At 67.7% G+C, this 12,988-nt stretch carries 8 protein-coding genes; 3 read left to right on the top strand and 5 right to left on the bottom strand.

Annotated features, from left to right (window positions below):
* Nucleotides 1-8 precede the first annotated feature (8 nt).
* Nucleotides 9-2,537, top strand: a complete 2,529-nt coding sequence (ptsP, locus tag ACYAF3_RS17465; protein ID WP_031688710.1) for a phosphoenolpyruvate--protein phosphotransferase — start codon at nt 9-11, stop codon at nt 2,535-2,537.
* Nucleotides 2,538-2,561: 24 nt separating this feature from the next.
* Complete coding sequence (nagE, locus tag ACYAF3_RS17460; RefSeq protein WP_003117449.1) at nt 2,562-4,274, top strand: N-acetylglucosamine-specific PTS transporter subunit IIBC; 1,713 nt, start codon at nt 2,562-2,564, stop codon at nt 4,272-4,274.
* Between the two features lie 330 nt (nt 4,275-4,604).
* Here nagE and ACYAF3_RS17455 read toward each other — a convergent pair whose 3' ends face one another.
* The 4 genes from ACYAF3_RS17455 to purL form a co-directional block, all read right to left on the bottom strand.
* Nucleotides 4,605-5,621, bottom strand: coding sequence for an IS110-like element ISPa11 family transposase (locus ACYAF3_RS17455; RefSeq protein ID WP_128570011.1), 1,017 nt, complete (start codon nt 5,619-5,621; stop codon nt 4,605-4,607).
* 226 nt (nt 5,622-5,847) lie between these two features.
* A complete protein-coding gene (locus ACYAF3_RS17450; protein WP_003092679.1) occupies nt 5,848-6,165 on the bottom strand; it encodes a YqfO family protein in 318 nt (105 codons plus the stop codon).
* 179 nt (nt 6,166-6,344) lie between these two features.
* Nucleotides 6,345-6,623, bottom strand: a complete 279-nt coding sequence (locus tag ACYAF3_RS17445; protein ID WP_003113822.1) for a CDGSH iron-sulfur domain-containing protein — start codon at nt 6,621-6,623, stop codon at nt 6,345-6,347.
* 6 nt (nt 6,624-6,629) lie between these two features.
* On the bottom strand, nt 6,630-10,526 hold the full coding sequence (gene purL / locus ACYAF3_RS17440) for a phosphoribosylformylglycinamidine synthase (protein ID WP_003104809.1): 3,897 nt from the start codon (nt 10,524-10,526) through the stop codon (nt 6,630-6,632).
* 286 nt (nt 10,527-10,812) lie between these two features.
* Here purL and mltF point away from each other — a divergent pair, with 286 nt between their 5' ends.
* Entirely contained in the window at nt 10,813-12,285 is a 1,473-nt protein-coding gene (gene mltF, locus ACYAF3_RS17435) for a membrane-bound lytic murein transglycosylase MltF (protein ID WP_003104806.1), read from the top strand.
* A 13-nt stretch (nt 12,286-12,298) separates the two neighbouring features.
* On the opposite strand, the gene ACYAF3_RS17430 is transcribed toward mltF, so the two are convergent.
* Nucleotides 12,299-12,883, bottom strand: coding sequence for a DUF2239 family protein (locus ACYAF3_RS17430; protein WP_003113820.1), 585 nt, complete (start codon nt 12,881-12,883; stop codon nt 12,299-12,301).
* Nucleotides 12,884-12,988: the final 105 nt, after the last annotated feature.

Here is a 12,988-nt window from a genome sequence, read left to right as displayed (position 1 = left end):
GCGCGCCCATGAACAACAAGAATCTCGCCCTCAAAGCGCCCCTGAGCGGCCCCGTGATGCCGCTCAACCGAGTACCCGACCCGGTGTTTTCCAGCGGCACCCTGGGCGAAGGCATCGCCATCGACCCGCTCAACGACTGCCTGCACGCGCCCTGCGCCGGGCTGGTCAGCCACTTGGCGCGAACCCGCCACGCGCTCAGCCTGCGCGCCGACAACGGTGCCGAGCTGCTGCTGCACGTCGGCCTCGACACCGTACAGCTGCAAGGCGAAGGCTTCGAGGCGCTGGTCGAGGAAGGTGCGCGGGTGATCGAGGGCCAGCCGCTGCTGCGCTTCGACCTGGACCGCGTCGCCCGCGGTAGCCGCAGTCTGATCACGGTGATGATCCTGACCAACGGCGACGGCTTCCAGGTACGCCCGCTGACCACCAACCCGGTGGAGGTCGGCGCGCCGCTCCTGCAACTGAGTCCGGAGAAGGCCGAGCAACGTCCGGCCAATCCCGCGCCTGGCGAAGGCTCCGCGCAGCGCCAGGTCCGCGGGCGGGCGCGGGTCGCCCATCATGGCGGTCTGCACGCACGCCCGGCAGCGCTGCTACGGAAGACCGCGCAGGGCTTTTCCAGCCAGGCCGAACTGCACTTCGCCGGGCAGGTGGCCAGCGTCGACAGCCTGGTCGGCATCATGGGCCTGGGGGTCGCCGAACAGGACGAGGTAGAGGTGATCTGTCGCGGCGAAGACAGCGAGGCGGCCCTCGGCGCCCTGCTCGCGGCCCTCGCCAGCGCCACCGCGGGGGCTCCGAAGGATGCCCCGCGCGCTATCGCCCCGGGCGAGCCGGCGCGACCTGCGGCTGTCGCCGGTATCCTGGCCGGCGTCTGCGCTTCGCCCGGCCTGGCCAGCGGTCCCCTGGCGCGGCTCGGCGCCATCAGCCTGCCGGCGGATGACGGCCGGCATCGTCCCGAGGAACAGCACCTCGCCCTGGACCAGGCCCTGCAACGGGTGCGCGACGACGTACAGGGGAGCCTGCAGCAGGCCAGGCTCGGCGGCGACGAGAACGAAGCGGCGATCTTTTCCGCGCATCTCGCGCTGCTGGAAGACCCGGGTCTGCTGGACGCCGCCGACATGCTGATCGACCAGGGCGTCGGCGCCGCCCACGCCTGGCACCGGGCGATTCAGGCCCAGTGCGAGATTCTCCAGGCGCTGGGCAACCTGCTGCTGGCCGAGCGCGCCAACGACCTGCGCGACCTGGAAAAACGCGTGCTGCGGGTGCTGCTCGGCGACACCGCACCGTTGCGGGTGCCTGCTGGGGCCATCGTCGCCGCCCGGGAGATCACCCCCTCCGACCTCGCTCCGCTGGTGGATGCCGGCGCGGCTGGCCTGTGCATGGCCGAAGGCGGCGCCACCTCCCACGTGGCCATCCTCGCCCGTAGCAAGGGCCTGCCGTGCCTGGTGGCGCTCGGCGCCGGGCTGCTGGAGCTGGAGGAAGGCCGGCAGGTAGTACTGGACGCCGGCCAGGGCCGGCTGGAACTCAGCCCCGACGCTCGACGCCTGGAGCAGGTCGCCTTGCAAGTGGCGCAGCGCGAGGAACAACACCGCCGCCAGCAGGCCGATGCGCAGCGCGAGGCGCTCACCCGCGACGGCCGGCGCATCGAGATCGGCGCCAACGTCGCCTCGCCGCGCGAGGCCGCCGAAGCCTTCGCCAACGGCGCCGACGGGGTCGGCCTGCTACGCACCGAGTTTCTCTTCCTCGAGCGCCGCGCCGCGCCCGACGAAGAGGAGCAGCGCAACGCCTACCAGGAGGTCCTGGACGCCATGGGCCAGCGCAAGGTGATCATCCGCACCATCGATGTCGGCGGCGACAAGCACCTCGACTACCTGCCGCTGCCGGTGGAAGAAAACCCAGCACTGGGCCTGCGCGGCATCCGCCTCGGCCAGGCGCGCCCGGAGCTGCTCGACCAGCAGTTGCGCGCGCTGCTGAGGGTCGAACCACTGGAACGCTGCCGGATACTGCTGCCGATGGTCAGCGAGGTCGACGAACTGCGCGCCATCCGTCGCCGCCTCGGCGAGCTGGCCACGCAGTTGGGGATCGAGCGCCTGCCCGAACTCGGGGTGATGATCGAAGTGCCCTCCGCCGCCCTGCTCGCCGATCAACTGGCCGAACACGCCGACTTCCTCTCCATCGGCACCAACGACCTGTCGCAGTACGCCCTGGCCATGGACCGTTGCCACGCCGGCCTGGCCGACCGCATCGACGCCCTGCACCCGGCGCTGCTGCGGCTGATCGCCCAGACCTGCGCCGGAGCAGCCCGCCACGGCCGCTGGGTCGGCGTCTGCGGTGCGCTGGCCTCGGACCCGCTGGCGACACCGGTACTGGTCGGCCTCGGGGTCGAGGAATTGTCCGTCGGGCCGAACCTGGTCGGCGAGATCAAGACCCGGGTGCGCCAGCTCGACGCCGCTGAATGCCGCCGCCACGCCCAGGCGCTACTGGACCTGGGCAGCGCCCGGGCGGTGCGCGACGCCTGCCTGCAACACTGGCCGCTGGCCTGACAAGAACAATCGGAGACCACCGCCATGCCCCCGTTCCTGATCGAAAGCCTGCAACGCCTGGGCCGCGCCCTGATGCTGCCGATCGCGATCCTGCCGATCGCCGGCCTGCTGCTGCGCCTGGGCGACGTCGACCTGCTCGACATTCCGCTGGTCCACGACGCCGGCAAGGCGATCTTCGCCAACCTGGCGCTGATCTTCGCCATCGGCATCGCCGTCGGTTTCGCTCGCGACAACAATGGCACCGCCGGCCTCGCCGGCGCCATCGGCTACCTGGTGATGATCTCGGTGCTCAAGGTGATCGATCCGGGCATCGACATGGGCGTGCTCTCCGGCATCATCAGCGGCCTGGTGGCGGGCGCCCTGTATAACCGCTTCAAGGACGTGAAGCTGCCGGAATACCTGGCGTTCTTCGGCGGCCGCCGCTTCGTGCCGATCGCCACCGGGATCAGCGCGGTCTGCCTGGGCCTGCTGTTCGGGGTGATCTGGCCACCGCTGCAACAGGGCATCAACGGCCTCGGCCAACTCATGCTGGAAAGCGGCAGCTTCGGCGCCTTCGCCTTCGGCGTGCTGAACCGCCTGCTGATCGTCACCGGGTTGCACCACATCCTCAACAACCTGGTGTGGTTCGTCTTCGGCAGCTTCACCGACCCGGAAACCGGGCGCGTCGTCACCGGTGACCTGGCGCGCTATTTCGCCGGCGACCCGAAGGGCGGCCAGTTCATGGCCGGGATGTTCCCGGTGATGATGTTCGGCCTGCCCGCCGCCTGCCTGGCGATGTACCGCAACGCCCGTCCGGAGCGGCGCAAGCTGATCGGCGGGCTGCTCCTGTCGATGGCCTTGACCGCCTTCCTCACCGGCGTCACCGAGCCGGTGGAGTTCGCCTTCATGTTCCTCGCGCCGCTGCTCTACCTGCTGCATGCGCTGCTCACCGGCCTGTCCATGGCCCTCACCGACCTGCTCGACATCCGCCTCGGCTTCACCTTCTCCGGTGGCGCCATCGACCTCGCCCTGGGCTGGGGCCGTTCCACCCACGGCTGGATGCTCTGGCCGCTGGGCCTGCTCTATGCCGGCATCTATTACCTGGTGTTCGACTTCTGCATCCGCCGCTTCAACCTGAAGACCCCGGGCCGCGAAGACGACGCGAGCAGCGAATCGGGCGACAACGCCGAAGCCGAGCGCGCCCCGGCATTCATCCGCGCCCTGGGTGGCGCAGCCAACCTCGAAGTGGTGGACGCCTGCACCACGCGCCTGCGTCTGCGCCTGGTCGACCGCGACAAGGCCTCGGACGCCCAGCTCAAGGCCCTCGGTGCGATGGCCGTGGTACGTCCGGGCAAGGCCGGCAGCCTGCAGGTGGTGGTCGGCCCACAGGCCGACAGCATCGCCGACGAGATCCGCCGCGCCCTGCCCTTCGATACGCAACCGGGCGAAGCCGTACCGCCGCTGGGCAGTCCGAACGCAGCCGAAGAGGTGGTGTCGATGCAGGCCACCGTCGACGCCGCCGAAGCCCAGGCCTGGCTCGGCGCCCTCGGCGGCGCCGGCAACCTGCGCGAGGTACGGGACGTCGCACTGACCCGCCTGCGGGTCAGCGTGGCGGACGAACGCAAGCTGGCCACCGAGCAACTGCGTCGTCTCGGCGGACAGGGCGTAAGCTCCCTCGCCGGCGGCATCTGCCATATCCTGGTGGGCCCCCGCGCCGCGGCCCTGAGCCAGGCCCTGCAACCGCTACTGCGGCGCTGACGGCAGGAGGGCTGGACCTCGGCCAATCGGCGGATAACCGCCAAGCGGTTATTCGTATATGGACTCCTCCCGGTTTGCCAGTGTTTGTCTTGATTTCAAACCTGTGTACGACTGCATCCGTATATCCGGCTTCATGGAGTGGTGTTGCAACTCCCGAGCCCTGATGAAATGCGCGCCTACATACCTGATCGCCCTAACGGCTTTGCTTCACTGCAGCAGGGAGCCCACGTATAAACCAGGTTTCATGCAGGCCGGTTCGACCGGTTCGTCATCATTGTCATTCACTGAGCAATCGTGGTGGATGTTTCAACTACGGTGTGGCAGGAACGCTCAACCGGGCCGGTAGCATGTCTCCCGGCTGAGTAAGGCCCAAAGGATCCGGGCATTCTTGTTGGCCAGGGCAACGGCGACGACATTGGCAGGACGCCGTTGCAGCAGACCTTGCAGCCAGCGGCTGCGGGCATCGGTCTTGTTGGCGCAACAGCGCACGACTGCACGGGCGCCATGGATGAGCAAGGTCCGCAAGTAGGTATCGCCGCGCTTGCTGATGTTGCCCAAGCGCTGCTGCCCGCCCGTGGAGTGCTGCCGTGGCACCAGGCCCAGCCAGGCCGCAAACTGGCGGCCCGTGCGGAATTGCCGTGCATCACCGGCGGATGCCGCCACGGCGCTGGCGCTGATCGGGCCGATGCCATCCACCGCCAGCAGGCGCTGGATGCGGGCATCGCCACGTACGTGAGCCTGAATCTGTCGCTCCAGTCGAGCGATGCGCGCCTCCAGCGTCTGCAATTCATCTTTCAATTCACGCAACAGCTCGCCCATCGGGGCCGGCAAGGGCGCCGGTTCGGTAGCCGTGACCGTTTCGAGCAAGGCCATCGTCGCCGCTCGCCCACGTCGCGTCGCGATCAGCCCGAACTCACCCAGCAAGCCACGCACCTCATTGCACAACGCCGTGCGGGCCCGCACTAGACGACTGCGCACCCGATGCACCGACTGCACGGCCTGCTGCTCTGCGCTCTTCACCGGGACATAGCGCATGCTCGGACGACTGGCGGCTTCGCAGATCGCCTCGGCGTCGTGTGCATCGTGCTTGTCACCCTTGACGTAGGGTTTGACGAACTGCGGTGCGATCAGGCGTACCGTGTGGCCCAGCTCCCGCAACTCGCGCGCCCAGTAGTGCGCACTGCCGCAGGCCTCCATCGCCACCAGGCACGGCGGCAGTTGGCGAAAGAAATCCCGCACCTGTGCCCGCTTGAGTTGGCGACGACATACCACATGCTCGTGACGATCAACGCCGTGCACCTGGAATACTTGTTTTGCCAGATCCAGACCAATGCGACTAAGGTTCATGCTGACTCCCCCTCCGGGACTTGTGGCTGCACCATTAGTCTGGCGCTTGACGCCGTAGGAGGGAGGAGTCCATTTCATTGCCCTACGCCACAGCTCCCCCGTTCGGGTTCGATAATCGCGAAGCGGTTGTTCGCGCCACGCCACAGCCCCGGGTCGGGCTCTCCCCGTGAGGCGGATAACGAAAAGGGCGGCAACTGGCCGCCCTTCTTGCTTGTCCGAGGAAAACTCAGAAGACCATGTCGGTCAGTCGCCAGACTTCGTAGGCCGGGGTCTCATAGGGATGCGCCGCCTTCAGCGCCTTGACGCTGGCGTGGATGAGCTCGTCGGCCACCACCAGCTCCACTTTCCACTCCGCCACGTGCTCGACCTGGCCGACCTGGCCCAGGTAGGGTTGGCTACCGTCCAGGGGCCGGAACTGGCCCTGGCCAAGGGACTGCCAGCAGCAACTGTCGTACGCCCCGATGCGCCCGCCACCCGCGGCGAACACCGCTTGCTTGACGACATCCAGATGGCTCTCAGGCACATAGAAACACAGCTTGTACATCGTTTTCTCCGCACGAATCGAATGCTGCACGAGGCGGTCGGTGGTTGTGCGACTGCCGACGCCAAATAATGGCACTTTGCCTTGACATGATGAATATTTGACGCTGCCTTTACGACAGATAAGCGCAACATTTGTTCGCTCGTCACAACACCTTCGTGCGGGCGTTCACAGATTTACGCTCAGCCGCGGAAACGCCGCCACCTGGCCTTCAGCCCGGAGGCGGAAGGCGCATGGCTGCCGTCGCAATACGGCAGGTCGGCGGAGCGCCCGCAGCGGCACAACAGCAACAGGCGCTCGCGGGTCGCGTGGAGCGTCAGGCCGTTGCGGCAGTCGGCGGGACAATCGGGAAGCGAAGCCGAAGCCCCGCAGGTACAGAGCCGCAAGGTGTCGCCGGGAGAGACCCGGCGAACCTCGGGAAGAAGGTCGGGCGACGAGTTGGAGTCCGCATCGCCCGCCATGCCGGATCAGTCCACCCAGACCCGGGCGTTGCGGAACATGCGCAGCCAGCCGCCGTCTTCCTGCCAGTCGTCCGGACGCCAGGAATTCTGCACGGCGCGGAACACCCGCTCGGGGTGCGGCATCATGATGGTGACCCGGCCGTCGCGGCTGCTCAGCCCGGTGATGCCGCGCGGCGACCCGTTGGGGTTGGCCGGGTAGGCTTCGGTGACCTTGCCGTGGTTGTCGACGAAACGCAGCGACACGCAGCCGGAAAGGTCGGCCTCGAGCAACGCTTCCTCCGACTCGAACTCCGCATGGCCTTCGCCATGGGCGATGGCGATCGGCAGGCGCGAACCGGCCATGCCCTGCAGGAAGATCGACGACGACTCCTGCACCTGGACCATCGCCACCCGCGCCTCGAACTGCTCGGAACGGTTGCGTACGAAGTGCGGCCAGAACTCGGTGCCGGGAATCAGCTCGTGCAGGTTGGACATCATCTGGCAGCCGTTGCAGACGCCGAGGGCGAAGCTGTCCTTGCGCGCGAAGAACGCCTGGAAGCCGTCGCGGGCGCGGGCGTTGAAGAGGATCGACTTGGCCCAGCCCTCGCCGGCGCCGAGCACGTCGCCGTAGGAGAAGCCACCGCAGGCCACCAGGCCCTTGAAGGCGTCCAGGTCGACCCGCCCGGCGAGGATGTCGCTCATGTGCACGTCGATCGCGGCGAAGCCGGCGCGGTCGAACGCCGCGGCCATCTCCACCTGGCCGTTGACGCCCTGCTCGCGGAGGATCGCCACTTTCGGCCGCACGCCCTTCTTGATGTAGGGCGCGGCGATGTCGTCGTTGACGTCGTAGCTGAGCTTGATCGACAGCCCGGGGTTGTCTTCGTCCAGCAGCGCGTCGAACTCCTGCTCGGCGCAGTCGGCGTTGTCGCGCAGACGCTGGATCTGGTAGCTGGTCTCGCTCCAGATGCGTTGCAGGATGCGGCGCTGGGCGCTGTAGACGGTCTCGCCGTTGTAGTTCAGGTTGATCTCGTAGCCGTTGACCGGCTGGCCGATCACCGCCACGCAGTCGTCGAGACCGGCGGCGCTGAACTGCGCGAGGACTTCCGGAGTGGCGCCCTCGCGAACCTGGATCACCGCGCCCAGTTCCTCGCTGAACAACACGGCCGCCAGCTCTTCGCGGCTATCGGCCAGGGCATCGAGGTTCAGCTCGACGCCGCAGTGACCGGCGAAGGCCATCTCCAGCACGCTGGTGATCAGGCCGCCGTCGGAACGGTCGTGGTAGGCGAGGATATGGCCGTCGGCATTGAGTCCCTGGATCACCGCGAAGAAGGCTTTCAGGTCCTCGGCGTCGTCGACGTCCGGCACGGCGCGGCCGAGCTTGCCGTGGACCTGGGCCAGGATCGAGCCGCCGAGACGGTTCTTGCCGCGGCCGAGATCGATCAGGATCAGGTCGGTCTCGCCCTTGTCCAGGCGCAGTTGCGGGGTCAGGCTCTGGCGCACGTCGGCGACCGGGGCGAAGCCGGTGACGATCAGCGAGACCGGAGAAGTGACGCTCTTGTCCTCGCCATTGTCCTGCCAGCGGGTCTTCATGGACATCGAGTCCTTGCCCACCGGGATGGTGATGCCCAGTTCCGGGCACAGTTCCATGCCCACGGCCTTGACCGTGTCATACAGGCGCGCGTCCTCGCCGGGGTGGCCGGCGGCGGCCATCCAGTTGGCGGAAAGCTTGATGTCGGACAGCTTGCCGATACGCGCGGCAGCCAGGTTGGTGACCGTCTCGCCGATGGCCATGCGTCCGGAAGCCGGGGCGTCCAGCAGCGCCAGCGGGGTACGTTCGCCCATCGCCATGGCCTCGCCGGTGTAGACGTCGAAGCTGGTGGCGGTGACGGCGCAGTCGGCCACCGGCACCTGCCAGGGCCCGACCATCTGGTCGCGGGCCACCAGCCCGGTGATGGTGCGGTCGCCGATGGTGATCAGGAAGCTCTTGCTGGCCACGGCGGGATGGCGCAGGACGCGCTCGACGCTTTCCTGCAGCTCCAGCCCGGCGGCGTCGAAATCGTCGCCCAGCTCGGCCTCGCGGGTAACCGCGCGGTGCATGCGCGGCGCCTTGCCGAGCAGGACTTCCAGCGGCATGTCCACCGGCTTGTTGTCGAAATGGCTGTCGGCGACGGTCAGTTGGCGCTGCTCGATGGCCTCGCCGACCACCGCGAACGGGCAGCGCTCGCGCTCGCAGATGGCCTTGAAGGTCTCGAAGTCGGCGGCGTCCACCGACAGCACGTAGCGCTCCTGCGACTCGTTGCACCAGATTTCCAGCGGGCTCATGCCCGGCTCGTCGTTGGGCACCGCGCGCAGCTCGAAGCGACCGCCGCGGCCGCCGTCGTTGATCAGTTCCGGCAGGGCGTTGGACAGGCCGCCGGCACCGACGTCATGGATGAAGCTGATCGGGTTGCGCTCGCCGAGCTGCCAGCAGCGGTCGATCACTTCCTGGCAACGTCGCTCCATTTCCGGGTTGTCGCGCTGCACCGAGGCGAAGTCGAGGTCGGCGGAGCTGGCGCCGGTGGCCATCGAAGAGGCGGCGCCGCCGCCCAGGCCGATCAGCATGGCCGGGCCGCCAAGGACGATGAGCTTGGCGCCGACGCTGATCTCGCCCTTCTGCACGTGTTCGTCGCGAATGTTGCCCATGCCGCCGGCGAGCATGATCGGCTTGTGGTAGCCGCGCACTTCCTCGCCGTGAGGGGTAGCGATCTTCTGCTCGAAGGTACGGAAGTAGCCGGTCAGCGCCGGACGGCCGAACTCGTTGTTGAACGCGGCGCCGCCCAGCGGGCCCTCGATCATGATGTCCAGCGCGGTGACGATGCGCTCGGGCTTGCCGTAGGGCACTTCCCAGGGCTGTTCGAAACCGGGGATCTGCAGGTTGGACACGGTGAAGCCGGTCAGGCCGGCCTTCGGCTTGGCGCCGCGGCCGGTGGCGCCCTCGTCGCGGATCTCGCCGCCGGAACCGGTGGAGGCACCGGGGAACGGCGCGATGGCGGTCGGGTGGTTGTGGGTCTCCACCTTCATCAGGATCTGCACCGGCTCGCGGCTGGCGGCGTATTCGCGGGTCTGCGGATCGGGGAAGAAACGCCCGGCGACATGGCCGACGATGACCGCGGCGTTGTCCTTGTATGCGGACAGCACGCCTTCGCGGTTCATCTCGTAGGTGTTCTTGATCATGCCGAACAGGCTCTTGTCCTGGGCCTGCCCGTCGATGTCCCAACTGGCATTGAAGATCTTGTGCCGGCAATGCTCGGAGTTGGCCTGGGCGAACATCATCAGCTCGACGTCGTGCGGGTTGCGCCCCAGTTCGCCGAAGCTCTTCAGCAGGTAGTCGATCTCGTCCTCGGCCAGGGCCAGGCCCAACTCGACGTTGGCCTTCTCCAGCGCGGCGCGACCGCCGCCAAGCACGTCGACGGCGGTGAGCGGGCGGGGCTGCGCATGGCTGAACAGCTCGGCGGCGCCTTCCAGGCGGTCCAGCACCAGTTGGGTCATGCGGTCATGCAGGCGGGCGGCGACCTGCTGGGCGTCGCTCTCGGACAGTTCGCCCTGCACATAGTAGGCAATGCCGCGCTCCAGCCGGTCGATCTTCGCCAGGCCGCAGTTGCGGGCGATGTCGGAGGCCTTGCTCGACCACGGCGAGATGGTGCCGAAGCGCGGCACCACCAGGAACAGCCGTCCGCTGGGCTCCTGCACCGGCACGCTCGGGCCGTATTTCAGCAGCCGCGCCAGCACCTGCTCCTCGTCGGCGGTGAGCGCGCCGGTGACGTCGGCGAAATGCGCGAACTCAGCGTACAGCCCGGTAACGGCAGGTACGTGCTGGGTCAGTTGCTCAAGCAGTTTGCCGTGGCGGAAAGCGGAAAGGGCGGGAGCGCCGCGCAGGATCAGCATTGTCGGAACAGCCTCTGGAGACGGGAAGGTGTGGGGGCCGGCCGGGCCGGCCCGCAGAGGCCGTGCATTCTACCGTAAAGCACCGCCCGGCGGCACCCGCGCCGATGGCTATCGCATAGCCCTCCATCGGATCCGCGGCGGCCCGCTTCGAAGCACTTCGAGAACGGCGCCGCAGCGCTCTGCGACGGGGCAAGCGAAACGGCGGACGAACGGTATCCCGGCGATAGCAGAGAAGGTCCCGGCTGTCGAGATATGGCGCCGTCTCGCCTTTGCGTATACTGCGCCGATGTTTGCCCTGACCGCGTACCGCTTACGTTGCGCCGCCTGGCTGTTGGCGACCGGCATCTTTCTGCTGCTTGCGGGCTGTAGCGAGGCGAAAGCCCCTACCGCCCTGGAGCGCGTGCAGAAGGAGGGCGTACTGCGCGTGATCACCCGCAACAGCCCGGCCACCTACTTCCAGGACCGCAACGGCGAAACCGGCTTCGAATACGAACTGGCCAAGCGCTTCGCCGAGCGCCTCGGCGTCGAGCTGAAGATCGAGACCGCCGACAACCTCGACGACCTCTATGCCCAGCTTTCCCGCGAGGGCGGCCCGGCGCTCGCCGCGGCCGGCCTGACCCCGGGACGCGAAGACGACGCCAGCGTGCGCTACTCGCACACCTACCTCGACGTCACCCCGCAGATCATCTACCGCAACGGCCAGCAGCGCCCGACCCGCCCGGAAGACCTGGTCGGCAAGCGCATCATGGTGCTTAAGGGCAGCAGCCACGCGGAGCAGCTCGCCGAGCTGAAGAAGCAGTATCCCGAACTGAAGTACGAAGAATCCGATGCTGTCGAAGTGGTCGACCTGTTGCGCATGGTCGACGTCGGCGACATCGACCTGACCCTGGTCGACTCCAACGAACTGGCGATGAACCAGGTGTACTTCCCCAACGTCCGCGTCGCCTTCGACTTCGGCGAAGCCCGCGGGCTGGCCTGGGCCTTGCCGGGGGGCGACGACGACAGCCTGATGAACGAGGTCAACGCGTTCCTCGACCAGGCCAAGAAGGAAGGCCTGCTGCAACGCCTGAAGGACCGTTACTACGGGCATGTCGACGTACTCGGCTACGTCGGCGCCTACACCTTCGCCCAGCACCTGCAGCAACGCCTGCCGCGCTACGAAAGCCACTTCAAGCAGAGCGGCAAGCAGCTGGATACCGACTGGCGCCTGCTCGCCGCCATCGGCTACCAGGAATCGCTGTGGCAGCCCGGCGCCACCTCCAAGACCGGCGTGCGCGGCCTGATGATGCTGACCAACCGGACCGCCCAGGCGATGGGCGTGTCCAACCGGCTCGACCCGAAGCAGAGCATCCAGGGCGGCAGCAAGTATTTCGTGCAGATCCGCAGCGAACTGCCCGAGAGCATCAAGGAACCGGACCGCAGCTGGTTCGCCCTGGCCGCCTACAACATCGGCGGCGCGCACCTGGAAGACGCGCGCAAGATGGCCGAGAAGGAAGGCCTCAACCCGAACAAGTGGCTGGACGTGAAGAAGATGCTGCCGCGCCTGGCGCAGAAGCAGTGGTACGCCAAGACCCGCTACGGCTATGCGCGCGGCGGCGAGACCGTGCACTTCGTACAGAACGTGCGGCGCTACTACGACATCCTCACCTGGGTGACCCAGCCGCAGATGGAAGGCAGCCAGATCGCCGAGAGCGGGTTGCACCTGCCCGGCGTGAACAAGACGCGCCCGGAAGAAGACAGCGGCGACGAGAAACTCTAGCCGCCCCCTCCCCTCAGGATTCTCCGTCGCTTGCCAGCCAGGCGGCGTGCTCGCGCACATCGGTCGGCCAGCCGGCGATCCGCTCGGCGAAGCCCTCGCGATCCCCGGCGAACAGCGCACGCGTCGCCTCCTCGAAGCCCGGCAGGTCGCCGGCCATCGCATTCATGAAATGGTAGGCGCGCTCCTGCGCCTGCCGCGCACGCCCGGACTGGCTGCGGCGCGCCTCCTCGACCAGCTTGCGCAGCGCCACCGAGGCGCCCCCGGGCTGCGCGGCGAGCCATTCCCAGTGGCGCGGCAACAAGGTCACCTCGCGCGCCACCACGCCCAGCTTCGGCCGCCCGCGCCCGCGCGGCGCGGCCTCCTCCGCCGGTTGCCGCTCGCCTGCGACGACCAGGCGCGCCAGCAGGTCCTCGCTGGAACCACGGATATCGAGATCGACGGAGCGCCCAGTGGCATTGTCGAATACCAGCAGCGGTCCGGCTGCACCGCCGGCGACCGCTTGCTTCAAGGCCAGCGCGACCTCCGGCAGCGCCGCCGTCAGCAGCCGGCGCGTGCCGTCGAAGCAGGTGAAGGATTGGATGTATGGATCATTGGCCATGACAGGCTCCCATGGATGGAACGCCCGAATAATACCCGGATATAAATAGAGCAACAATATTATCCGGATAAAATAAATCCCATGAAAAAGGCCGCCCTATGGCGG

The organism is Pseudomonas sp. TZ252 (assembly GCF_056110345.1).
This window is presented reverse-complemented; position numbering and strand designations above follow the sequence as displayed.

Excerpts from the sequence above, each read along its gene's own strand:
- ptsP (WP_031688710.1), top strand. The coding sequence starts at position 9 with ATGAACAACAAGAATCTCGCCCTCAAAGCGCCCCTGAGCGGCCCCGTG.
- mltF (WP_003104806.1), top strand. The coding sequence starts at position 10,813 with ATGTTTGCCCTGACCGCGTACCGCTTACGTTGCGCCGCCTGGCTGTTG.
- ACYAF3_RS17430 (WP_003113820.1), bottom strand. The coding sequence starts at position 12,883 with ATGGCCAATGATCCATACATCCAATCCTTCACCTGCTTCGACGGCACG.
- ACYAF3_RS17450 (WP_003092679.1), bottom strand. The coding sequence starts at position 6,165 with ATGTACAAGCTGTGTTTCTATGTGCCTGAGAGCCATCTGGATGTCGTC.
- ACYAF3_RS17445 (WP_003113822.1), bottom strand. The coding sequence starts at position 6,623 with ATGGCGGGCGATGCGGACTCCAACTCGTCGCCCGACCTTCTTCCCGAG.
- purL (WP_003104809.1), bottom strand. The coding sequence starts at position 10,526 with ATGCTGATCCTGCGCGGCGCTCCCGCCCTTTCCGCTTTCCGCCACGGC.
- ACYAF3_RS17455 (WP_128570011.1), bottom strand. The coding sequence starts at position 5,621 with ATGAACCTTAGTCGCATTGGTCTGGATCTGGCAAAACAAGTATTCCAG.
- nagE (WP_003117449.1), top strand. The coding sequence starts at position 2,562 with ATGCCCCCGTTCCTGATCGAAAGCCTGCAACGCCTGGGCCGCGCCCTG.